Here is a 22096-nt window from a genome sequence, read left to right as displayed (position 1 = left end):
CGAATTCAATGTCGGACGATTCCCACAGGAAGTGATGCCTGCGCGGAGCTTGCTGGCGGCGTGCCTTGGCAGCGCGAGCGCGGCGGCGCGACAGGGCGGGGCCGCGCGCCGTCCTGTCCCCTGCGCAGATGTGTAACCGGTTGTTGCCGCGCGGTTGCCTCGAGCGTTGGCCGCGGCTCAGGCTTGCGACATCATGACCTGATTGCGGCCATTGCGCTTGGCCTGGTACAGGCCCGCATCGGCCGCTTTCACCAGCTGGCTTGGCTGCGCGTCGGGCTGTGGCACCAGCACCGCACCGCCGATACTGACGGTGACGCAGTCGAGTGCGGGCGAGCCGCTGTGGGCGATGGCCAGCCCCTGCACCGCGCGCCGCACCTTTTCGGCCAGCAGCCGCACGCTGCCGGGCGAGGTGCCCGGCAGCACCATGGCGAACTCCTCGCCGCCGAAGCGTGCAGGCAGGTCAGTGGCGCGCGCGCAATTGTCGCGGATCACCGCGGCGACGCGGCGCAGCACGTCGTCGCCGGCGACGTGGCCATAGGTGTCGTTGTAGGCCTTGAAGGCGTCGACATCGATCATCAGCAGCGCCAGCTCGGTCTGCTCGCGCAGCGCCCGGCGCCATTCCGCGCCGAGGTATTCGTCGAAATAGCGTCGGTTGGACAAGCCAGTCAACCCGTCCGAGTTGGTCAGGCGCTGCAGCTCCAGGTTGGTCTCCAGCAATTGCTGCTGGCTCTGGCGCAGCGCGCGGTAGGCTTCGTCGCGCTGCAGCTGGTTCAGGTACGAGCGCGAGTGGTAGCGGATGCGCGCGATCAGCTCGATGCTGTCGGGCAGCTTGACCAGGTAGTCGTTGGCGCCGGCGGCAAAGGCCGCGCCCTTGGTCGCGGCTTCTTCCTTGGTCGACAGCACGATGATCGGGATATCGCGCGTGGCCGGGTTGTCGCGGTAGCGCTGCACCAGCGTCAGCCCGTCCACGCCCGGCATCACCAGGTCCTGCAGGATCACCGTGGGCTTGGTGCGCTGCGCCACCGCCACCGCTTCATCGGGCTGCGAGCAGTAGTGGAAGTCGATATCGGGCTCGGTGGCGAGCGCGCGGCGCACCGCTTCGCCGACCATGGCCTGGTCGTCCACCAGCAGCACCATGGCCAGGTACTCTTGCTTGTCGGCCGCGGCGGGCATGCCGGCGGGGTTGGAGGATTCGGGTTGCATGTTCAATTCCTGTTCTCGCGGTCCCGGCACGGCCTGGGACCGGTTGCATTCTTTCAGGCGGGCGGCGCAGGCCACGTCAGTGCCGCCGGGCCGCACGCCTGCACCAGCCGCGGCGCGATGCGCGGCAGCGGCAGGATCTCGGCGGCGGCGCCGAGCGCGGCGGCGGCCTTGGGCATGCCGTACACGGCGCTGGTGGCGCGGTCCTGGGCGATGGTCAGGAAGCCGCGGTCGCGCATCGCCTTCAGGCCCAGCGCGCCGTCGCGCCCCATGCCGGTGAGCAGCACGCCGATCACGTCGCCGCGCCAGTGTTCCACCACGCTTTCGAAAAACACATCGATGGAGGGGCGGTAAAGGTAATCGCAGGGTTGTTCGGTGTAGGCCAGCCGGCTCGGGCTGGACAGGCGCAGGTGGTCGTTGGTGCCGGCCAGCAGCACGGTGCCGGCCTGCGGAGTCTCGCCGGCGCGCGCAATGCGCACCGGCAGCGCGCACTGTCCGTCGAGCCACTCGGCCATGCCGGCGGCGAAGGCCTCGTCGACATGCTGCACCGTGACCACCGCGGCCCCGAAGTCCGCCGGCAGCGCGCCCAGCAGCGCTGCCAGTGCGGCCGGGCCGCCGGCCGAGGCGCCGATCGCCACCAGCCGCGCCGCGCTGACGGCGCGCGGTGCCACCGCCAGTGCATGCTGCGGTGCTACCCGGCCGGCCAGCAGGCGCGCGATATTGCGCAGCTTGCGCAGCAGCGGCCCGGCGGCAAGCTGCGCGTCGGCCTCGGCCAGCGTGGGGGTGTCGACCGCGTCGATGGCGCCATGGCCCATGGCGTCGAAGACCTGCGTGGCGTTGCGGCCCAGGTCCATGGTCACCACCACGATGGCGCACGGCGTGGCGGCCATGATCCGGCGCGTGGCCTCGACCCCGTCCATGACCGGCATCAGCAGGTCCATCAGGATCAGGTCCGGGGTCTGGTGCGCGGCCATCTGCACCGCCTGGGCGCCGTCGCCGGCGATCCATGCGATCTCGAACGACGGATCCAGCGCCAGCGCGCGGCGCAGCGCGGCCACCGCGAGCGCGGAATCATTGACGATGCCGATTTTCATGGACGTGCCTCGCCGATCAGGTCCTGGACCGCGTCGAGCAACGCGGCGTCGTGGAAACTGCCCTTGGCCAGATAATAGTCCGCGCCGGCCTCGAGGCCGCGCTGGCGGTCCTGTTCGCGGTCCTTGTACGACACCACCATCACCGGCAGCTGGCGCAGCGCGGCGTCCTGGCGGATCCTGCGCACCAGCTCGATGCCGTCCATGCGCGGCATGTCGATGTCGGTGATGACCAGGTCGAAAGCTTCGGCGCGCAGCACGTTCCAGCCGTCCATGCCGTCGACCGCCACCGTCACGTCATAGCCGCGCCCGGCCAGCAGCTTGCGCTGCAGCTCGCGCACGGTCAGCGAATCGTCCACCACCAGCACCCGGCGCGCGCGCGCCTGCACGCTCGCCGCCGCACCCTGGCGCACGCCTTCGATGCGGCCTTCGGAGACCAGCTTCTCGACCGAGCGGATCATGTCCTCGACATCGAAGATCAGCACCGGCGTGCCGTCGTCGGTCAGGCTGCCGGCGGCAATGTCGCGGATCTTGCCCAGGGCCGCCGGCAACGGCTGCACCACCAGCAGGCGTTCGCCCAGCATGCGGTCGACCGCGATGCCATAGGTGCGCTCGCCCTCGCCGATGACCACCACCGGGACCTGCTCGCTGGCCGGCGCGGCGTCGGCGCCGGCCGGCTGCAGCACCTGCGCCGCGCTGACCAGGCCGATGGCGCGGCCCTCGTGGCGGAAATGCTGGTGGCCTTCGGTCTGTTCGATCTCGCCGCGCGCCACCGAGGTGGCGCGCAGCACGCGGCCCAGCGGGAAGGCATAGGCTTCGCCGGCCACGTCCACCAGCAGCGTGCGCACCACCGACAGCGTCAGCGGCAGTTCCAGGCTGAAGTGCAGGCCGTGGCCAGGCTGCTGCGTCAGGCGCAGGCTGCCGCGCACGCGCCGCACCATCTCCTGCACCGCGTCGAGGCCGACGCCGCGCCCGGAGACTTCGGAGACGGTGTCGCGCATGCTGAAGCCGGGCAGCAGCAGGAAGTCGAGCAGCTCGGCCTGCGACAGCCGCGCCGCCGTGTCCTCGGAGGCCAGCCGCCGCCGCACGATGGCACGCCGCAGCGCATCCAGGTCGACCCCCGCGCCGTCATCGGAGATCTCGATCTGCAGCCGGCCGGCGTTGTGGCGCGCGTGCAGCGTGACAACGCCCTCGGGCGGCTTGCCCTGCGCCGCGCGCACCGCCGGCGCCTCGATGCCATGGTCGACGGCATTGCGCAGCAGGTGGGCCAGCGGCGCGTCGAGCGCCTCGAGGATGTCGCGGTCTACCTGCGTGCCGGCGCCGGACAGTTCCAGGTGCACGGACTTGCCCAGCGCGCGGCCCAGGTCGCGCACCATGCGCGCGTAGCCGGCCAGGCCGTCGGACAGCGGGCGCATGCGCGAGGCCAGCGCGCTGTCGTAGAGCCGGCGCGCCAGCCGCGTGGCGCGATGGTCGTACTGCTCGAACTCGTCCAGCCGCGCCGCCAGTTGCTGGTGGCCATCGTCGAGCAGCTGGCGCAGTTCGGCCAGCGCCGCGTAGGCTGCAGACAAGGCATGCGCGCCGTCGCCATCCTGCGTTTCGCGCAGGGCCTGCTGCAGCGTGTCGGCCGCGCGCAGCGCGCGCGCCTGCTGGCGCCGCGCCTTTTGCAGCGATGCGCCGAAGGGCCGCAGCCAGTGCGATTCGACCATGGCCTCGCCCGACAGCGCCAGCAACTGGTCCAGCGCATCGGCATTGATGCGCAGCATGCGCTCGGGGCCGTCGGCGGCGTGCGCGGCCATCGGTGCCGATGGTGCCGATGGTGCCGCTTCAGGCTCGGGCGGAAGCGGCGGGGCAGGGGTGCGGACCGGCGCCGCCACGGATGCGGGCGCGTCCGCTGCCGCGGGCTGTGCCGGCGCGCCGCCGCCGTCGAGCGAACTCAGCCGTTGTATCACCGCGTCGATCTCGGCCCGGCCGGCCTGCTCGGACCAGTCCGGGTCGCCGCCGGGCGGATGGCCGATGCGCAGCAGCAGGTCGGTGCCCTGCAGCAGCGCATCGATATGCGCGGCGGCGAGCGGCATGCCGCCCTGCGCGGCGACCAGGCAGTCTTCCATCGCATGCGCCAGCCGCACGCCGCCATCGAGGCCGACGATGCGGGCCGCGCCCTTGAGCGAGTGGGCCGCGCGCATGCACGCCTCCAGCTGCCCGGACGCGCCGGGGGAGCGCTCCAGCGCCAGCAGGCCGGCATTGAGGATCTCGGCCTGGGCGTCGGCCTCGAGTGCAAACAGTTCCAGCAGCGAGGCGTCGCGCAGTTGTTCGGGGTTCATGCCAGGCTCCGTGCCAGCGCCTGGCGGACTTGCGCGGCGTCGAGCAGGCCGACGCTGCGGCCCTGGTCGACGAACAGCGCCTGCGTATAGCGGGCCGAGCCCCGTGCCAGCGTGGCGGGCAGCGGCTGCAACGCGGCGCGCCGCACACGCACGATGCCGGCGATCTCGGCCACCGGCAGGGCGATCGCGGCGCGGCCTTGTCCGAGGATCAGGAAACGGCTGCCCGCGGCATCGGGCTCGGCCTGGGCCGCGCCCGTGTCGAACAGGTGCGCCAGCGACAGGCAGGCCAGCAGGTTGCCGCGCACCGCGGCCAGCCCCAGCACCGCGGCGTCGCGCCGGTGGGGCAGCGAATGCACCGGGCTTGGCGCGGTGACTTCGCCCAGCGCGGCGGTGGGCAGCGCCAGCCATTCCTCGCCGATGCGGAACACCAGGCATGCCAGCGCGTTGGCGTCCTGGGCATTGTCGTCGCCGCTGTCGTCGGCGCTGTCGGCGGCGGCATCCGGCAGTTCCTGCAGGGCCTGGTCCAGTTGCTGCGCGTCCAGCAACATCGCGGCGGCCTGCGCGTAGGTGGGGCAGTTGCGGCAGTGCGCGTGCTCGGCCAGCGCCGGGCAGCTGCCGTCGCCGCGCACGCCGATGCGCCGCCAGCAGTCGTCCACGCCCGCGGCGCGCACCACGGTGGCAAAGGGATGGGCCTGGGTCTCAGCCATGGTGCTTGCGGGTGTGGCGCTGCGCGCGCTGGCGCAGGCGGGTGGCGCCGTCGTGGTCGCCTTCGGTGTCGAGCAGCGCGGCCAGGTGATAGAGGCTTTCCTGGTGCGACGGATCCAGGTATAGCGCCTTGCGGTAGGCCGCGTGCGCCTGGGCGGTGCGGCCGGCGGCGTCGTGCAGCACGCCGAGCATGCCATAGGCATCGGCCAGGGCGCTGCCATCGGCATCGGGCGCGGCACGGTCGAGCAGCGCCAGGCAGGCGGCGGTGGCCGCGTCCAGTTCGCCGCGGTCGGCCATGGCCGCGATGGCGGCCAGCGCGTCGGCATGCGCGCCGGCCACAGGCCTTGCGGCCGGTGCTGCGGCCGGCGCGGGCGCGCGCACCACAGCTGGACGCATGGTCACGGGCGGGCGCGGCAGCCGCGGCGGCGCGGCCATGCGCGGCGGCGCGGCCATGCGCGGCGGCTGGGCGGCGTGGACCGGCGGCTGGGACGGGGCCCGGGCGCGCGGCACTGCTGCCGCTGGCTTGCGGAAGGCAAAGGACAGCGGGATGCCGACCGGCTCCAGCCCCTGCGCGCTCAGCACGCTGGCCTCGGCCGGCCCGACGAAGAGCAGGCCGTCGGCCATGGTCAGGCGCACCAGCGTCTGCACCGCCTGGCGTTGGCCGGCGGCGTCGAAGTAGATCAGCAGGTTGCGGCAGAACACGAAGTCATAGGGCGCTTCGCCCGCCAGCAGGCCGGGCTCGACCAGGTTGCCCTGCAGCAGCCGCACCTGCGCGCGCACGCGCGGGTCCAGCACATAGCCCGTGGGCGTGGCGGTGAAATAGCGGTCGCGGAAGTCGAGCGGCGCGCTGCGGAAGGCATTGGGGCCGTATTGCGCCTGGCGCGCGCGCGCCAGCGCGCATGCGCTGATGTCGACCGCGTCAATATAGAAGCGCCCCGGCGGCACGCCCGCGTCGAGCAGCGCCATGGCGATCGAATACGGCTCTTCGCCGGTGGAGCAGGGCAGGCTCAGCAGCCGCAGCGTGCGCCTGCCGTCGGCAAAGGCGCGCTCGGCGGCAAAGCGGCCCAGCGCCAGCAAGGCCTCGCGATGCCGGAAGAACCAGGTCTCGGGCACCACCACGGCCTCGATCAGCGCCTGGAATTCGTCGGCGGTGCCCTGCAGCAGCTGCCAGTAGGCCTCGGTATCGGGCGCCTGCCGCGCCTGCTGGCGCTCGCGCACGGCGCGCGCCACCGCACCGCTGCCGATGGCGCCGGCATCGAGCCCGATGCGGGCCTTGAGCAGCGCTTCGATATGCGCGGCGGTGCTCACGCGGGCTCCCCGGCAGCGTCGGCGAACAGCATGGCGTGGACGTCGTCCGGCAGCAGCGCGCCGACCCTGACCCATTGCACCAGCCCGCGCGCGTCATGCCGCACCGGACCGAGATAGCGCGGGCTGGCGCCGGCGATGCCGGCATCGACGAACGATTCCGCCGGGCAGCGCAGGGTCTGGGTGGCCGCCTCCAGGCGCAGGCCGAGCAGCCGCACCGGCTCGCTTTCAGCGCGGCGGTAATGGACCAGCACCGTGCGCGTGCTGGTGCGCAGCGCCGCGGGCACGCCGGTGGCGAGCGCGGGCAGGTCGACCACTGGCACCGGCTGGCCGCGCCGCTGCATCAGTCCCGCCACCCACGCCGGCGCGCCGGGAATCTGCTTCAGGCGCGTCAGCGGCAGCACCTCGGCCACCTCGGCGGCATCGAGCGCGTAGTGGTCGGCGCCGAGGCGGAACAGCAGGAAGAGTTTCATGGCGGTGGCGCGCAACGGCCGGTGCGGGAACCGGCAGCCTAGACCTTGAAGCGCGACACGCCGCTGCGCAGGTCGTTGGCGACCAGCGTCAGCTCGTCGATCGCCTGGCTCGACTGGCGCAGCGATTCCACGGTCTGCTGCGCGGCCTCGGACAACTGCATCAGCGCCTGGTTGATCTGCTCGGCGCCCCCGGCCTGGGCCTGCATGCCTTCATTGACCATCAGCACGCGCGGCGCGAGCGACTGCACCTGGGCGATGATCTGCGACAGCTGGTCGCCCACCTGCGTGACCTCGGACATGCCGCGGCGCACTTCCTCCGAGAACTTGTCCATGCCCATGACTCCGGCCGACACCGCCGACTGGATCTCGCGCACCATCTGCTCGATGTCGTAGGTGGCCACCGCGGTCTGGTCGGCCAGGCGGCGGATCTCGGTGGCCACCACGGCAAAGCCGCGGCCATATTCGCCGGCCTTCTCGGCCTCGATCGCGGCGTTCAGCGACAGCAGGTTGGTCTGGTCGGCCACCTTGGCGATGGTGGTCACCACCTGGTTGATATTGCCGGCCTTCTCGTTGAGGGTGGCCAGCTTGGCGTTGACCGAGCCGGCGGCATCCATCACATGCTGCATGGTGCTTTCCATGCGCGACAGCCCGACCTGCCCGGTGCCCGCCAACCCCGCGGCCTGCTCGGCGGCGCTGGAGACTTCGTGGATGGTGCGCACCAGGTCGCGCGCGGTGGCCGAGATCTCGCGCGAGGTCGCGCCGATCTGGGTGGTGGTGGCGGCGGTCTCGGTGGCGGTGGCCTGCTGCTGGCGCGCGGTGGCGGCGATCTCGTTGACCGAGGTGGTGACCTGGATCGCGGTGCGCTGGGCCTGGCCCACCAGCGAGGTCAGTTCGCCCGTCATCTGGTTGAAGCCCTCCTCGACTTCGTGGAATTCGTCCTTGCGGCGCAGCGCCATGCGCAGGCGCAGGTCGCCGGCGCGGATGCCGGCCAGCAGGCCGACGATCGACTGCATCGGCACCGTGATCGCGCGCAGCAGCAGGTAGCCGCAGACCAGCGCCACCACCACCGCCACGATCAGCGCCGCTTCGATGCCGAGCTTCGCGGCATTGACGGCATCGTCGATGCCCTGCGCGGCGCGCGCGCTGACCGCGCTGTTGTCGTCCACCAGGCGCTGGGTCGCCTGGCGCGCATCGAGCCAGCGGTCATGTGCCTCGCCGCGCAGCGCCGCCGCGGCGGTGGCACCGTTCCAGTCCGCCTGGCGGGACAGGACCTGGGCTGCCTGCTCGTAGCGCGCGCGCAGCTCGCGATAGGCCTTGAAGGCAGCGCGGTCGTCGTCGCGGGTGATCGAGGATTCGTACTGCTGCTCGAGCTTGTCCAGGCGGCCGGCGGCGTCCTGGCCCTGCTGCTGGAAGCGCCGCCGCTCGGCCTCGTCGGTGGCGTTGATGGTCTGCCACGCCAGCACATAGCGCTCGCCCCACACGCCGCGGATGCCGGTGCTGTAGTTCAGGCCGGGCAGCGCGTCTTGCAGCATCAGCGCGGTTCCGCGCTCGATCGCGACCAGGCGGGTATAGGCAACCACGCCCATCAGTGCCATGACAAGCAGGATCAGTGAAAAGCTTGCCAGGATGCGCGTGCGGATGGTCCATTCATTCACGGTGAGATCCCGGTGATGTTCTTGTTCAGGGTGTGGCCGATGCCGGCAAGGCGGGCCGCGGGGGCGGAGTGAGACCATGCGGTGGGCAGGGGCGCGCCCCCAATGCGCGGTAGGGTACTGTATGCGGCCGCCCGATTCAACGCGCAGCAGGATCGCGGCGCGGCCGGCGTTGCGCCGGCGCCTAGGGGTTTTGGCGAGTATCGGAACTGCTTGATTTTTTCCAAGTTTTCGTCACACTTGCTAAATTGCTAGCAGGTAACAATGTCGACAATTACAGATGGGGCAGGGATGGTGGCCAAGTCGGGGGCGAAGTCGGCTGGCGCCTCGCCAGGCTCGGATCTCGATCCGCTGACCGGCGTTGACAATCGCCAGGGCTTTCTGAAACGGCTGGAGGCACGCCTGCATAGCGAGGCTGTGCCGCGCTGCGCATTGCTGCTGATCGGCATTGACGACTTCCGCGCCTTCAACGACATGCATGGCCATGCCGAAGGCGACATCGTCCTGCAGCGCGTGGCCCGCCGCCTGCGCGATGCGTCGCCCCGCGACGCCATCATCGGCCGCATCGGCAGCGACGAATTCGGCGTGATGCTGCCCTCCATTGCCGATCCCACGCTGGTACGCCACGTCAGCGCCGCGATCCTGTCGATGCTGTCCTCTCCCCACGAACATGCCGGGCGCCGCCATCACGTGCTGGCCAGCATCGGCGCGTGCGTCGCGCCCGCGGCCGGCGAGCAGGGCTCGGACATGCTGGCGGCGGCCAGCCTGGCGCTGGCGCGGGCCAAGCACGACGGCGGCCGCACCATCCGCTTCTTCAAGCCGCAGATGCGCTCGGACGTGACCACGCGGCTGTCGCTGGTGCAGGCCCTGCACGAAGCCTACGCCCAGCGCCAGTTCGAGCTGCTGTACCAGCCCCAGGTCGACCTGCGCGACGGCCGCGTCCACGGCGCCGAGGCGCTGATGCGCTGGCGCCATCCCACCCGCGGGCTGCTGTCGCCGGCCGCCTTCATCGACGCGCTGGCCGGCAGCAGCATCGCCAGCGATGTCGGCATGTGGCTGCTGCAGACCGCGTGCGCCCAGGCTCGTGCCTGGGCGCTGGCGTTTCCGCGGCCGCCGCGCGTGGCGATCAACCTGTTCGCGGCCCAGCTGTCCGAGAGCCGGCTGCTGACCGAGGTCCGCCACGTACTGCGGGCGCTGGAGCTGGCGCCCGACTGCCTCGAGATCGAGATCACCGAGACCATCGCCCTGCAGCAGGGCGACGAGGTCTCGGACCAGCTGCAGGCGCTGCGCCGCGACGGCATCACGCTGACCTGCGATGACTTCGGCACCGGCTATGCCTCGCTCAGCTTCCTCAAGTCGTTCCCGGTGGACCGGCTCAAGATCGACCAGTCCTTTATCCGCAACGTGACCGAAGACCCGGTCGACGCGTCGATCGTGCGCTCGGTGATCAATGTGGGCGCCAGCCTGCACATCGGCGTGGTGGCCGAAGGCGTGGAAACCCCCGAGCAGCGCGATTTCCTGCTCGCCAACGGCTGCCATGAGGCGCAGGGCTACCTGTACGGGCGCCCGATGCCGGCCGAGCGCCTGACCGAGATACTGCGCCAGCAAGCCTCCGGCTGAGCCGGCAGCGAGTTTGGGCCCGTCCGCCCGCGCACCGAAGTTGTTTCCACCTTTGACGGCCGATTCCCGCTGGCCACGGCGGTGCCGCCCGCCGGCCCGCCCGCAGCCTGCCGCCCACACCGGCCGGGCCGGCTGGTGCCAGCGCCTGGCGAAATACGAGCTTACAAACTGTGCCCGCCCCGGACGCGCCGCGGCACCCGGGGCCATGTATGGTGACAATAGGGTGGCCGCCGGCGTGGGCCGGCCTGCCCGCCGACCCATGCCGGGTCCCGCTCCTGCCCCTTCCATGTCTGATCCTTTCCAATCCGCTGGCCGCTATCCAGGTCGCCTTGGCGGCCGGCTGGCGCTGACCGCGCTGGCGGCCGCAGCCGGCCTCGCAGTGGCGGCTGCTGCACTGGCGCAGGTGCCCGCCGCGCCGGGCGAACCCTATCTCGATGCCCCCGTGGCCGACGCCGCGCAGCAGCAGGCCGATCCTTCCTCGCGCATCGCCACGCTGACCGCGGTCGACGGCAATCTCAGCTTTGCGCCCGCCGGCTCGGACGCCTGGGCCGCGGCCGGGCTGAACCGGCCGGTCACCACCGGCGACCGGCTCTGGCTGGACCAGGGTGGACGCGCCGAACTGCACGCCGGCACGGTGGCGCTGCGCATGGGCGGCGCCACCGCCGCCAGCATCCTGAACCTGGACGACAGCACCGCCCAGGTCAAGCTGACCCAGGGCACGCTGCAGGTGCGGGTGCGCGCGCTGCCGCCGGGCCAGACCGTCGAGATCGATACCCCCAACCTGGCCTTCGTGCCGCGCGAGCCCGGCGACTACCGCCTCGACGTGGCGCCCGACGGCAGCACCACCACCGTCACCATGCGCCATGGCAGCGCGGTGGTCTACGGCGACAGCCGCACCATCGAGCTGCAGCGCGGCGACCGCATGCGCTTTGCCGGCACCGACCTGGCCGATGCCGGCGGCGGAGCGGTGCCCGAAGACGCGTTCGACCGCTGGACCGCGGCGCGCGACGCGCGCGAGGACGCTTCGCAGTCGGCCCGCTATGTGCCGCGCGAGATGCCGGGCTACGCCGCGCTGGACGGCTATGGCGACTGGCAGGAAGACCCGGGCTACGGCGCGATCTGGTTCCCGCGCGTGGTCAGCGCGGGATGGGTGCCGTACAGCGCCGGCCACTGGGCCTGGATTGCGCCCTGGGGCTGGACCTGGATCGATGATGCGCCGTGGGGGTTCGCGCCCTCGCACTATGGCCGCTGGGCGTATGTGGGCTCGCGCTGGGGCTGGGTCCCCGGGCCGCGCGTGCGCCCCTGCTATGCCCCGGCGCTGGTGGCCTTTGTCGGCGCCGCCGGGCCCAACTGGAGTGTGCGCGTCGGCAGCGGACCGGGCGTGGCCTGGTATCCGCTGGGACCGCGCGACGCCTACCGGCCGGTCTATCGCGCCAGCCCGACCTACGTCGCCCGCATCAACCGGGTTACGGTCAACAATTTCGTGATGGGCGACCGCCGCCCGCCGCCTTATGCCAACCGCAACGTGCCCGGCGCCATCACCGGCATGCCGGCGCGCAATTTTGTCGAAGGACGGCCGGCGCGTGGCCTGCACCGCCCCGAATGGCGCAACGTGCCGGCGGGCGAGGCCCACGGCGCGCCGCCGGTGGCGCCGGTCAAGGGCAGCCTGGTGGGCGCGGCGCCGCCGCGGCCGCTGCCGCCGCAGGCGCGCCACGGCTTCGAGCGCCAGGCCATCGCCGCGCGCGCGCCCGGCCGCCCGGCCCCGGAAGACCTGGCGCGGCGCTTTGCGCGCGAGGGCGGGGTCGTGCCCGGGGCGGGACCGGCCTGGCGCGGCGGCAACGAACGCCGGCCCGGCCGCGACGCACGACCGGTGCCGGACGTGCGCATGAGCCAGGCCGCGATCGCATCGCGCGACCACGCCCCAGTCCAGCAGCGCCCCGGACGTATCGATGCCGACGGCGACGGCCGCGCGGATCGCAACGATGCGCATGCGCGGGGCGAGCCGTGGCGTGGTCCTGGCCGCGGCCAGAGCACCCGGCCCGACGAGGCGCGCGGCTTTGCCGGGCAGCAGGACGTGCCCGGCGACGCCCAGCGGCAGCAACAGGCCATGCAGCGCGAACAGCAGCGCCAGCAAATGGAGCAGCAGCGCGCCCTGCGCGAGCAGCAACGGCAGCTGGAAGAGCAGCGCCAGCAGCGCATGCCGCCGCGCCAGTGGGCCGACGGTCAGGAACGCCCCGACCCGGCGCGCCAGTCGCAGGAGATGCAGCGCCAGCGCTTCGAACAGCAGCGCCAGATGCAGGAAGCGCAGCAGCGCCAGGCCGAACAGCAGCCGCGGCAGATGCAGGAGCAGCAGCGCGCGATGCAGGAGCAGCAGCGCCAGCAAGCCATGCAGCGGCAGGCGGACCAGCAGCGCCAGATGCAGGACCAGCAGCGCGCGGTGCAGGAGCAGCAGCGCCAGATGCAGGACCAGCAGCGCGCGGCACAGGAACAGCAGCGCCAGCAGGCGATGCAGCGGCAAGCGGAGCAGCAGCGCCAGATGCAGGACCAGCAGCGCGCGGCGCAGGAACAGCAGCGCCAGCAGGCCATGCAGCGCCAGGCCGAGCAGCAGCGCCATATGCAGGAGCAGCAGCGGGCCATGCAGGAGCAGCAACGCCAGCAGGCCATGCAACGGCAGGCCGAGCAGCAGCAGCGCCATATGCAGGAGCAGCAGCGGGCGATGCATGAGCAGCAGCGCCAGCAGGCCATGCAGCGCCAGGCCGAGCAGCAGCAACGGCAGATGCACGAGCAGCAACGCCAGATGCAGGAGCACCAGCGCCAGCAAATGGACCAGCAGCGGCAGATGCAACAGCAGCAGCGCGCGCAGCACGAGCGTGGCCAGATGGAGGCGCGCCAGGGCCGCGACGGCGATCGCCGCTAGTCACGCCTGGCCGTCGCAATGAAAAACCCCGGCATGCCGCGAGGCATGCCGGGGTTTGTGCTGGCGCGGTGCCGTACCGGCAGCGTGTGCCGCCTTACTTCGCCAGTTCGGACAAGCGGACCTGCGAGATCTTGCCGTTCTGCACCCAGCCGACCACGGTGTCGGCCATCGAGCCGCCCTTGGCGTCGATGCCGTCGACTTCGTTGGGATTGACCTCCTTGGCCAGGCCCTTGACCGCATCCGGCATCTTCGCGCGGATCGCCGCGGCGTCGCTGGTGGTGCCGGCCAGCTTCATCGCCCCGGCCAGCGCATACACCATGGTGTAGTTCAGCGACATCTCGGTGGTGGCATCGCGCCCGTCGTGCAGCTTCTTGTACCGGGCGTTGAAGGCCTGCGTGGCGGGGCGGCTGTCGTTGACCAGTGGCAGCACGCCAATCGAGCCCTCCAGCATGCCCAGGCCGTTGGTGACGCGGGCCATCTCGTCCATCTTGGCCTGGTCCATCACGATAAAGCCGCCCTTGAAGCCCAGCTCGCGCGCCTGCTTGACCACCAGCGCGGTCGGCTCCGACGGGCCGCCGACGAACATCACGTCCGGCTTCTCGCTGATGGCGCGCGACACGCCGCTGTAGAAGTCGGTGGCCTTGGTGTACGACATCGGGTTGTTCGCCACCACCTTGCCGCCGGCGGCTTCCCACGCCGGCAGGAAGGCCTGCACCCAGGCCTTGGCGTAGTCGTGGTCGGCCGGGGCCAGCGCCACGTTCTTGCCGTAGCGCTTCATCTGCGCCTTGATGAACGGCTCGATATAGCCGGTATAGGCCGGCGGGATGCGGATGGTCAGCTTGTTGCCGGCATCGGTGATGCGCGGCACGCTGGAATAGGCCATCACCAGGAACTTCTCCTGCTCGTTGAAGGCCTGCAGCGCGAAGATGCCGCCCGAATGCGGCACGAACACCGCCGGGGTCTTGTGCTGCTGCACCAGGCGGCGCCCGTTGATGGCGGCCTCGGCGGGCGAGTACTTGTCGTCCAGCGCCACCACCTCCAGCTTGACCTTCTTGCCCTTGACTTCCAGGCCGGAGGCATTGATCTCGTCCACCGCCATCTGCACGCCCGACAGCACGTTCTTGCCATACAGCGCGGCGCCGCCGGACAGCGGTCCGGTATAGCCGATCTTGACTACTTCCTGCGCCAGCGCGGCGCCCGAAGCCAGCATCGCGGCCACGGCGGTGGCGGCCAGCGGGATGATGCGGCGCATGAGGTTGTGTTGCATGGTGTTGTCTCCTGAAAGTACTGCGCTTGTCTTGTCTGCTGTGTAGTGCTCGACCGCCTGTTTGCTCCCCTCTCCCGCTCGCGGGAGAGGGGCAGGGGGTGAGGGCAGGCAGTGGTTATGCCAACGCGAAACTTCGTTGCGACGCCGGCCCTCACCCCAACCCTCTCCCGCAAGCGGGAGAGGGAGTACCCAATCGGGATGGAAAAGGCCTTCGCTTCTATCCCCCGATGTACGCCTTGCGAATCCCCTCATCCTTCAGCAACGCATCCCGATCCCCCTCCATCACGATCCTGCCGCTCTCGATCACGTAAGCGCGATGCGCAATCCCCAGCGCCGCATAAGCGTTCTGCTCAGCCAGCAGCACCGTGGTCCCCGCGCGGTTGATGCGCTGGATGATCTCGAACATCTGCTTGACCACCAGCGGCGCCAGCCCCAGCGACGGTTCGTCGAGCAGCAGCGCGCGCGGGCGGCTCATCAGCGCGCGTCCCAGCGCTACCATCTGTTGCTGCCCGCCGGACAGCGAGCCGGCCGCATCGTCTTTTTTCTGCCGCAGGATCGGGAACAGTTCATAGACCTCTTCCAGCGTCCTGCGGATGCCCGCGCCGTCGCGCCGGTGCACATACGCGCCCAGCACCAGGTTCTTCTCCACGCTCATGGCCGGGAACAGCTTGCGTCCCTCGGGGCAATGCACCAGTCCCGCCTGCACGATCTGCGACGGCTTCATGCCGGACAGCTCGCGCCCGTCGAAGCGCATGCTGCCGCCGCTGATGCGGTGGATCGCGCTCATCGCCAGGAAGATCGAACTCTTGCCGGCGCCGTTGGCGCCCAGCAGTACCACCAGCTCGCCGGCGCCGGCATGCAGGGTGATGTTGTCCAGCGCGCGGAAGCTGCCGTACGACAGCGAGACGCGTTCAAGCTGCAACATGGTCGGCTCCCAGGTAGGCCTCGATGACATGCGGATCCTGCTGGATCTGCGCGGGGGTGCCTTCGGCAATCTTCTCGCCGTAGTTCAGCACCATGATCTTGTCGGCCAGGCGCATGATCATGTCCATCTTGTGTTCGATCAGGCAGACGGTCTTGCCATGGCGCACCATCTTGCGGATCAGCTCGGCCAGGCCGACGGTCTCTTCGGGGTTGACGCCGCCGGCGGGCTCGTCGAGCAGCAGCAGTTCCGGGTCCGTCGCCAGCGCCAGCGCGAACGCCACGCGCTTGCGCGCCTCCTGCGTGATGTCGGCCGCGACTTCGTGCGCCAGGTGCGACAGGCCGACGAAGTCGAGCGCGGCCTCGGCCTTGTCGCGGCACAGCCGCTCTTCCTCGCGCAGGCGGCGGGTGTTGAACAGCACGTCGCCCAGCCCGGAACGGGTGCGCAGCCGGTGGCCGACGATCAGGTTGTCGAGCACGGTGGCGCGGTCGAACAGCGCGGTCGCCTGGAAGGTGCGGGCCACGCCGAGGCGCGCGATCTGGTCGGCGCGCAGGCCGGCCACGTCCTGGCCCTTGAACAGGATCTGGCCGGAGGAGGGCGCATGGGTGCCCGCGACCAGGTTGAAGAAGGTGGTCTTGCCGGCGCCGTTGGGACCGATGATGGCGTTGATATGGCCCTGCTCGAAGGTCACCGAGACATCGTGCACGGCGGTCAGGCCGCCGAATTTCTTGGTCAGGTTGCGGATCTCAAGCATGGTCGGCTCCGGCGCGGGTGGTTGGTACAGCGGCGGTGTGGCTCGCGGCAGTGGGCTGGGCCAGCTTGCCGCGGCGCTCGGCGGCGGCCTTGCGCGCCTGCTTCTTCAGGTAAGAGCCGACGATGCCGTCGGGCACGAAGATGATCAGCAGCACCAGCACCGGCCCGAACACCAGCATGCGGTAGTCCTGCATGAACTGCAGCGACTGCGTGATCCACGGCACCAGCACCGCGCCCAGCAGCGGCCCGAACAGCGTGCCGATGCCGCCCACCAGCATCGACATCACCATGTCGAAAGTCAGGTCGGTGCGGGCGATGTCCGGGCCCAGGAAGCGCACCTGTCCCGCGTACAGCGCGCCGGCAAAGCCGGCATAGCCCACCGACAGCACGAACGACAGCACCTTGGTGCGCATCAGGTTGATGCCCAGCGCCTCGGCCAGCGCGTCGCTGTTGCGCACGGCCATGAAGCTGCGGCCCAGCAGCGAGGTGACGATACGGTGCATCAGGAACACGCCGACCGCCAGGAAGGCCAGCACCAGGTAATACTGCGCCTGCACGCTGTCGAAGCCGAGCGGCCCGATCGCCGCCGGCACCGGGATGCCGATCAGCCCCACCGTGCCGTGCGTCAGGCTTTCCCACTTCTCGATCAGCAGGTAGATGATGTAGCCCACGCACATGGTGAAGATCGAGAAGTAATGGCCCTTCAGGCGCAGCGACACCACGCCGACCACATAGCCCAGCACCATGCACAGCACCCCGGCCAGCACGAAGGCCAGCCAGAACGGCACCTGGTAGTCGACGGTCAGGATCCCCAGCGTGTAGGCGCCGATGGCCATGAAGCCGCCGTGCGCCAGGTTCAGCTGACCGGTATAGCCGGTGATCAGGTTCAGCCCGAGCGTGGCAATGGCATAGATGAAGGCCAGCGTCATCACGGTCAGGTAGTAGCTGTTGGGCGTGACCAGCGGGAACGCGATCGCCAGCGCCAGCAACAGCATCCAGCCGGTCTTTCCTTGCAGTGCTTTCATGTCTTGCTCCTCAGGCTGCCTTGCCGGCAAACAGGCCCTGCGGCCGGATCGACAGGATCACCACCAGCAGCACGAAGGCGATGATGTCCTTGTAGTCGGTGGAAACGTAGAAGCCGCCGAAGCTCTCGGCCATGCCGATGATCAGCCCGCCGACGATGGCGCCGGGGATGCTGCCCATGCCGCCGAGGATGATGATGACGAAGGCCTTGGTGATCACCAGGTTGCCCATGCTGGGGTAGACCAGGTTGATCGGCGCGTACAGCGTGGCGGCGATCGCGGCCAGCGCGCCGGAGATGGCGAACACCAGCAGCGTTACGCGCGTGGCATCGATGCCGACCAGCGCCGCGCCTTCACGGTTCTGCGCCATCGCCATGATGGTGGCGCCGGTCATGGTGCGGGTCAGGAACAGGTGCAGCAGCACCATCAGCGCAAAGGCGGCGCCGATGATCAGCAGGCGCTGCAGCGGCGCGGTCAGGCCGAACACGTCGACGATCTGGCCATAGGGCGTGGGCATGCGGTGGAAGTCCGCGCCCCACAGCGCCTGCGCACCGGCCTCCAGGAACAGCAGGATGCCGATGGCGGCGATCATGTCGTGCAGCTCGGGCGAGTTGCGCAGCGGGTGGAACACCAGCCGGTCGGCCAGCATCGACAGCACCGCCACCACCAGCGCCGCGCCCAGCATCGCCAGCCAGTAGTTCACGCCCAGCGCCGTCATCAGGTAGTACGACACGTAGGCGCCGGCCATGTAGAAGGCGCCGTGCGCGAAATTGGGCACGTGCAGGATGCCGTAGACCAGCGTCAGGCCAAGCGCCACCAGGCTGTACACGCCGCCCAGCGTCAGGCCGTTCAGGAACTGTTGAAGGAACAATGCCACGGGGGTACCTCTTACGGTTCGGGAAAGCAGGCACGCGCCGGCAATGGCCGTGCGTGTTCCGTCGCGGCGACGCCAGGTGCGGCCGCGCAGGTGAAACTCGGGCGCTGTGGGTCAGGCCGACGGCAGCGCGGGTTGTCGTGCCGGAGTGCGTGCGACGGTGCGGGCGTTGTTGCGCGGAAGCGCCACGTCCACGTGCGGGTCGAGGCAATGGTGGTGCGCAATGCGGTGCTGCGGATGCTGCATGGCGGTGTCTCCTGTGCGATGCGGCGCGATGGCCGCCCGGCAAGCCGGACGACCTTGCCGTCCGGTGACGCCGTGTCGGGAAAGCGTTCCCGCACGATCGTTCGTTTTCGCCGACTTTTGCATAGGCGCGCGGGCACCGTCAAGGAAAGCGGCCCGCTATTCCGCACCGCGAAATAGCAGTGGCCGCGCCTCCGGGTAAGCCCTGACGGGCAGGGCCGTCATCATCGCTGCGCTACATGGTTTCCATGCCGCGCCTGCATGGTCCGGACCAGCTTGAAAAAGCCCCCGCCGCTTTCTATGGTGCCTTCATCAGCCCCAAGGCACTGTCGCGGCTATCCACCCTGCAGTTTGCTGATGACCAGGGGGGAGAGCCGATGAAGATTGCGCAGATTGCACCACTAGCCGAACGCTGCCCGCCCAGCCTGTATGGCGGCACCGAGCGCATCGTTTCGTACCTGACGGAAGAACTGGTGTGCCAGGGCCACGAGGTCACGCTGTTCGCCAGCGGCGACTCGGTCACCGGCGCCGAACTGGTGCCGTGCTGCGACATGGCGCTGCGCCTCGATGCGGACGTCGGCGACCATCTGCCCTACTACGTGATGATGCTGGACCGCGTGATGGCGGCCGCCGCGCGCTTCGATGTCCTGCATTTCCATATCGACATGCTGCAATGCCCGCTGCTGCGGCGCCTGCCGGTGCGCGCGGTGACCACCTTGCACGGGCGGCTGGACTTGCCGGAGCTGCAGCCCTTCTATGCGCATTTCCCGCAATTCCCGCTGGTGTCGGTCTCCGACGCGCAGCGCGCGCCGATGCCGCCGGTGAACTGGGTAGGCACGGTCCACCACGGCATCCCGGCGACGCTGCTGGACTACTGCGCCAGTCCGGCGGGCGACTACCTGGCATTCCTTGGCCGCATCTCGCCGGAAAAGCGGCCCGACCATGCCATCGAGGTGGCCGCGCGCGCGGGTTTGCCGCTGAAGATGGCGGCCAAGGTCGACCGGGTCGACCGCACCTACTGGCAGGAAGTGATCCGCCCGCTGGTGGCGGCGCATGCCGAAGTCGAATACATCGGTGAAATCGACGAGTCTGCCAAGTCGGCGTTCCTCGGCAATGCGCGCGCGCTGCTGTTCCCGATCGCCTGGCCCGAGCCGTTCGGCCTGGTGATGATCGAGGCCATGGCGTGCGGCACGCCGGTGATTGCATTCGACTGCGGTTCGGTGCCCGAGGTGATCGAGCCGGGCATCAGCGGCTATATCGTGCACAGCGTCGACGAAGCGGTGGCCGCTGTCGCCAGCGCGGCGACGCTGCCGCGCGCCGGCGTGCGCGCCGCGTTCGAAGCGCGCTTTACCGCGGAGCGGATGGCGCGCGACTACGTGCGCATCTACCAGGGCTTGCCCAACCCCGGCGACGCGGGCGAGACACATGGCGAGGCCGACGGACTGGCGCTCGCATAACCGCACACGACCACTGCTGGAGAGACCCCCTCATGCCTGCAGAATCCTCGGAACATCCCAACCGCTCGGTGGCGGTCGCCGGCGCCGGCGACGTCGCGCAGTTCTATATCCCCGCGGCGGCGTCGCTGCAGGAGCGGCGCCCGCGCACGCTCAAGCATGGCGACACCTTCGCGCTGTTCGACCATAACGGCGACGCGATCGGTGCGCCGGGCAGCCCCGAGGGGCTGTTCCATTTCGACACGCGCCACCTGTCCTTCCTGCGGCTGACGGTGGAAGGGCAGCGTCCGATGCTGCTGTCGTCGACGCTGCGTGACGACAATGCCGCGCTGACGTGCGACCTGACCAACCCGGACCTGTTCGACCAGGAGGGCGCGTTGTGGCTCGAGCACGACCTGATCCACCTGCGCCGCTCGCGCTTCCTGTGGAACGGCGCCTGCTATGAACGCCTGAGCGTGCGCAACTTCGACGACCGGCCGCGGCGCGTGTGCATCGACATCGCCTTCGATGCGGACTTTGCCGACCTGTTCGAAGTACGCGGCACGCAGCGGCTGCGGCGCGGCACCCTGCACCCGCCGCAAGTCGACGGCGCCGCGGTCACGCTCAGCTATACCGGCCTGGACGAGGCGCGGCGCGAAACCCGGCTCTCGTTCGATCCGAAGCCGCAGGAGCTGAGCGGCAGCCGCGCCAGCTTCACGCTGCTGCTCAAGCCGTCGTGCATGCAGCTGCTGCGCATGGAGATCCGCTGCCAGTCGGTGGAGCATGAAGAGCGCGGGGCCCAGTCCTTTCTCGGCGCGCTGCTGCAGTCCCGGCGCGAGCTGCGGCGCTCGTCCGGGCGCGCGGCGTCGATCACCACCTCGAACGAGCTGTTCAACGAAGTCGCGCGGCGCAGCATCTCCGACCTGTACATGCTGCTGACCAACACCGTGCACGGACCTTACCCGTATGCCGGCATCCCGTGGTTCAGTACGGTATTCGGCCGGGATGCGCTGATCACCGCGTTGCAGACGCTATGGCTCGATCCCGAGATCGCGCGCGGCGTGCTGCAGTACCTTGCCGCGATGCAGGCCGAGACCGTCGATCCTGGCGCCGATGCCGAGCCCGGCAAGATCCTGCACGAGATGCGCCATGGCGAAATGGCGCGGCTGGGCGAGGTGCCGTTCGCGCTCTACTACGGCAGCGTCGATGCCACGCCGCTGTTCGTGCTGCTGGCCGGCGCCTACCTGCGGCGCACCGGTGATGTCGACACCGTGCGCGCGCTGTGGCCCCGACTACAGGCCGCGCTGGACTGGATCGGCGAGTACGGCGACCGCGATGGCGACCTGTTCGTCGAATACGGCCGGCAGTCGCCGGAGGGCCTGATCAACCAGGGCTGGAAGGACAGCCGCGATTCGGTGTTCCACGAGGACGGGCGGCTCGCCGCCGGCCCGATCGCGCTGGCCGAGGTCCAGGCCTACACCTACGGCGCCTGGCAGGCCGCGGCGCAGATCCGCGCGGCGCTGGACGACAGCGAGGGCGCCGCTCGCTATGCCGCCAGGGCGGAAGTGCTGCGCGACGCCTTCGACAAGCACTTCTATGACCCCGCGCTGGGCACTTACGTGCTGGCACTGGATGGCCAGAAGCAGCCGTGCCGCATCCGCGCCTCCAACGCGGGGCATACGCTGTTTACCGGCATCGCGCTGCCGGAGCGCGCGCCCTCGGTCGTGAGCACGCTGATGCAGAGTACGTCGTTCTGTGGCTGGGGTATCCGCACCGTCGCCGCGGACGCGGCGCGCTTCAACCCGATGAGCTACCACAACGGCTCGGTCTGGCCGCATGACAATGCCCTGATCGCGGCGGGCATGGCGCGCTACGGCTACCACCCCGAAGCGAGCCGCATCTTCGAGGGCCTGTTCGCGGCCTCGAGCTATATCGACCTGCGCCGCCTGCCCGAACTGTTCTGCGGCTTCGCGCGGCAACGCAGCCAGGGACCGACCTTCTATCCGGTGGCGTGCGCGCCGCAGGCCTGGGCCGCGGCCGCGCCGCTGCTGATGCTGCAGGCCTGCCTGGGCCTGGACTTCGACACGCAGGAACCGGCGATCACGTTCGAGAACCCGTCGCTGCCGCCGTTCCTGGACGAGGTGGTGTTCCGCAACCTCGGCGTCGGCGGCGGCAGCGCCGACGTCGCGGTGCGACGTTCCGGCGAGCGCGTGGTGGTAGACGTGCTGGAGCGGCGCGGGCCGGTGCGGGTATTGACGCGGAATTAGGCTCTGGCGGTGAGCGGGCGCGGGCCTTGCC

17 protein-coding genes are annotated in these 22096 nt (G+C 70.3%); 4 read left to right on the top strand and 13 right to left on the bottom strand.

The annotated features are described in order from the left end of the window. Positions 1–177: 177 nt before the first annotated feature. From U9J39_RS24000 to U9J39_RS23970, 7 genes are read right to left on the bottom strand one after another with little or no spacing between them, the layout of a single operon-like run. Positions 178–1203: a diguanylate cyclase gene (locus U9J39_RS24000; protein ID WP_414248659.1), complete on the bottom strand. Its 1026-nt coding sequence runs from the start codon at positions 1201–1203 to the stop codon at positions 178–180. A 53-nt stretch (positions 1204–1256) separates the two neighbouring features. Then, positions 1257–2294 (bottom strand): chemotaxis response regulator protein-glutamate methylesterase, encoded by a 1038-nt coding sequence (locus U9J39_RS23995; RefSeq protein WP_116314104.1) that lies wholly within the window; start codon positions 2292–2294, stop codon positions 1257–1259. Continuing rightward, entirely contained in the window at positions 2291–4612 is a 2322-nt protein-coding gene (locus tag U9J39_RS23990; RefSeq protein WP_326348267.1) for a hybrid sensor histidine kinase/response regulator, read from the bottom strand. The genes U9J39_RS23995 and U9J39_RS23990 overlap by 4 nt, the downstream gene beginning before the upstream one ends. Further along, positions 4609–5319, bottom strand: a complete 711-nt coding sequence (locus tag U9J39_RS23985) for a chemotaxis protein CheW (protein WP_116314106.1) — start codon at positions 5317–5319, stop codon at positions 4609–4611. Before U9J39_RS23985 ends, U9J39_RS23990 begins: the two co-directional genes overlap by 4 nt. Continuing rightward, positions 5312–6625 carry a CheR family methyltransferase gene (locus U9J39_RS23980; protein ID WP_326348266.1) on the bottom strand — a complete coding sequence of 438 codons (1314 nt, stop codon included), beginning with the start codon at positions 6623–6625 and terminating at the stop codon, positions 5312–5314. The genes U9J39_RS23985 and U9J39_RS23980 overlap by 8 nt, the downstream gene beginning before the upstream one ends. Further along, a complete protein-coding gene (locus tag U9J39_RS23975) occupies positions 6622–7095 on the bottom strand; it encodes a chemotaxis protein CheW (protein WP_115683445.1) in 474 nt (157 codons plus the stop codon). The genes U9J39_RS23980 and U9J39_RS23975 overlap by 4 nt, the downstream gene beginning before the upstream one ends. Before the next feature lie 38 nt (positions 7096–7133). Beyond that, complete coding sequence (locus U9J39_RS23970) at positions 7134–8828, bottom strand: methyl-accepting chemotaxis protein (protein ID WP_115713718.1); 1695 nt, start codon at positions 8826–8828, stop codon at positions 7134–7136. Positions 8829–9038: 210 nt separating this feature from the next. Here U9J39_RS23970 and U9J39_RS23965 point away from each other — a divergent pair, with 210 nt between their 5' ends. Both U9J39_RS23965 and U9J39_RS23960 read left to right on the top strand, forming a co-directional pair. Further along, positions 9039–10367 carry a putative bifunctional diguanylate cyclase/phosphodiesterase gene (locus U9J39_RS23965; protein WP_116314108.1) on the top strand — a complete coding sequence of 443 codons (1329 nt, stop codon included), beginning with the start codon at positions 9039–9041 and terminating at the stop codon, positions 10365–10367. 286 nt (positions 10368–10653) lie between these two features. Beyond that, entirely contained in the window at positions 10654–13284 is a 2631-nt protein-coding gene (locus U9J39_RS23960) for a DUF6600 domain-containing protein (RefSeq protein WP_326348265.1), read from the top strand. A 94-nt stretch (positions 13285–13378) separates the two neighbouring features. Here U9J39_RS23960 and U9J39_RS23955 read toward each other — a convergent pair whose 3' ends face one another. The 6 genes from U9J39_RS23955 to U9J39_RS23930 all read right to left on the bottom strand — a co-directional run bounded on the left by U9J39_RS23955 (position 13379) and on the right by U9J39_RS23930 (position 18368). After that, positions 13379–14551 carry an ABC transporter substrate-binding protein gene (locus tag U9J39_RS23955; protein WP_326348264.1) on the bottom strand — a complete coding sequence of 391 codons (1173 nt, stop codon included), beginning with the start codon at positions 14549–14551 and terminating at the stop codon, positions 13379–13381. Positions 14552–14768: 217 nt separating this feature from the next. Further along, entirely contained in the window at positions 14769–15476 is a 708-nt protein-coding gene (locus U9J39_RS23950; protein WP_115713715.1) for an ABC transporter ATP-binding protein, read from the bottom strand. Then, a complete protein-coding gene (locus U9J39_RS23945) occupies positions 15463–16227 on the bottom strand; it encodes an ABC transporter ATP-binding protein (RefSeq protein WP_012356559.1) in 765 nt (254 codons plus the stop codon). Before U9J39_RS23945 ends, U9J39_RS23950 begins: the two co-directional genes overlap by 14 nt. Then, positions 16220–17251: a branched-chain amino acid ABC transporter permease gene (locus U9J39_RS23940; RefSeq protein WP_326348263.1), complete on the bottom strand. Its 1032-nt coding sequence runs from the start codon at positions 17249–17251 to the stop codon at positions 16220–16222. Before U9J39_RS23940 ends, U9J39_RS23945 begins: the two co-directional genes overlap by 8 nt. Positions 17252–17261: 10 nt before the next feature. After that, positions 17262–18125, bottom strand: coding sequence for a branched-chain amino acid ABC transporter permease (locus tag U9J39_RS23935; RefSeq protein ID WP_111516884.1), 864 nt, complete (start codon positions 18123–18125; stop codon positions 17262–17264). 111 nt (positions 18126–18236) lie between these two features. Then, complete coding sequence (locus U9J39_RS23930) at positions 18237–18368, bottom strand: hypothetical protein (RefSeq protein WP_277343545.1); 132 nt, start codon at positions 18366–18368, stop codon at positions 18237–18239. A gap of 374 nt (positions 18369–18742) precedes the next feature. Between U9J39_RS23930 and U9J39_RS23925 the strand changes: the two genes are divergently transcribed. Both U9J39_RS23925 and U9J39_RS23920 read left to right on the top strand, forming a co-directional pair. After that, positions 18743–19822, top strand: coding sequence for a glycosyltransferase family 4 protein (locus U9J39_RS23925; RefSeq protein WP_326348262.1), 1080 nt, complete (start codon positions 18743–18745; stop codon positions 19820–19822). 32 nt (positions 19823–19854) lie between these two features. Continuing rightward, entirely contained in the window at positions 19855–22065 is a 2211-nt protein-coding gene (locus U9J39_RS23920; protein ID WP_326348261.1) for an amylo-alpha-1,6-glucosidase, read from the top strand. Positions 22066–22096: the final 31 nt, after the last annotated feature.

This window comes from Cupriavidus sp. SS-3, from assembly GCF_035818815.1.
In the GTDB taxonomy this organism is placed as follows: domain Bacteria; phylum Pseudomonadota; class Gammaproteobacteria; order Burkholderiales; family Burkholderiaceae; genus Cupriavidus; species Cupriavidus taiwanensis_C.
This window is presented reverse-complemented; position numbering and strand designations above follow the sequence as displayed.

Bases quoted from the DNA above. Each gene is read 5' to 3' on its own strand.
- U9J39_RS24000 (WP_414248659.1), bottom strand. From the start codon at position 1,203: ATGCAACCCGAATCCTCCAACCCCGCCGGCATGCCCGCCGCGGCCGAC.
- U9J39_RS23995 (WP_116314104.1), bottom strand. From the start codon at position 2,294: ATGAAAATCGGCATCGTCAATGATTCCGCGCTCGCGGTGGCCGCGCTG.
- U9J39_RS23990 (WP_326348267.1), bottom strand. From the start codon at position 4,612: ATGAACCCCGAACAACTGCGCGACGCCTCGCTGCTGGAACTGTTTGCA.
- U9J39_RS23985 (WP_116314106.1), bottom strand. From the start codon at position 5,319: ATGGCTGAGACCCAGGCCCATCCCTTTGCCACCGTGGTGCGCGCCGCG.
- U9J39_RS23975 (WP_115683445.1), bottom strand. From the start codon at position 7,095: ATGAAACTCTTCCTGCTGTTCCGCCTCGGCGCCGACCACTACGCGCTC.
- U9J39_RS23970 (WP_115713718.1), bottom strand. From the start codon at position 8,828: ATGGTCTCACTCCGCCCCCGCGGCCCGCCTTGCCGGCATCGGCCACAC.
- U9J39_RS23965 (WP_116314108.1), top strand. From the start codon at position 9,039: ATGGTGGCCAAGTCGGGGGCGAAGTCGGCTGGCGCCTCGCCAGGCTCG.
- U9J39_RS23960 (WP_326348265.1), top strand. From the start codon at position 10,654: ATGTCTGATCCTTTCCAATCCGCTGGCCGCTATCCAGGTCGCCTTGGC.
- U9J39_RS23955 (WP_326348264.1), bottom strand. From the start codon at position 14,551: ATGCAACACAACCTCATGCGCCGCATCATCCCGCTGGCCGCCACCGCC.
- U9J39_RS23950 (WP_115713715.1), bottom strand. From the start codon at position 15,476: ATGTTGCAGCTTGAACGCGTCTCGCTGTCGTACGGCAGCTTCCGCGCG.
- U9J39_RS23945 (WP_012356559.1), bottom strand. From the start codon at position 16,227: ATGCTTGAGATCCGCAACCTGACCAAGAAATTCGGCGGCCTGACCGCC.
- U9J39_RS23940 (WP_326348263.1), bottom strand. From the start codon at position 17,251: ATGAAAGCACTGCAAGGAAAGACCGGCTGGATGCTGTTGCTGGCGCTG.
- U9J39_RS23930 (WP_277343545.1), bottom strand. From the start codon at position 18,368: ATGCAGCATCCGCAGCACCGCATTGCGCACCACCATTGCCTCGACCCG.
- U9J39_RS23925 (WP_326348262.1), top strand. From the start codon at position 18,743: ATGAAGATTGCGCAGATTGCACCACTAGCCGAACGCTGCCCGCCCAGC.
- U9J39_RS23920 (WP_326348261.1), top strand. From the start codon at position 19,855: ATGCCTGCAGAATCCTCGGAACATCCCAACCGCTCGGTGGCGGTCGCC.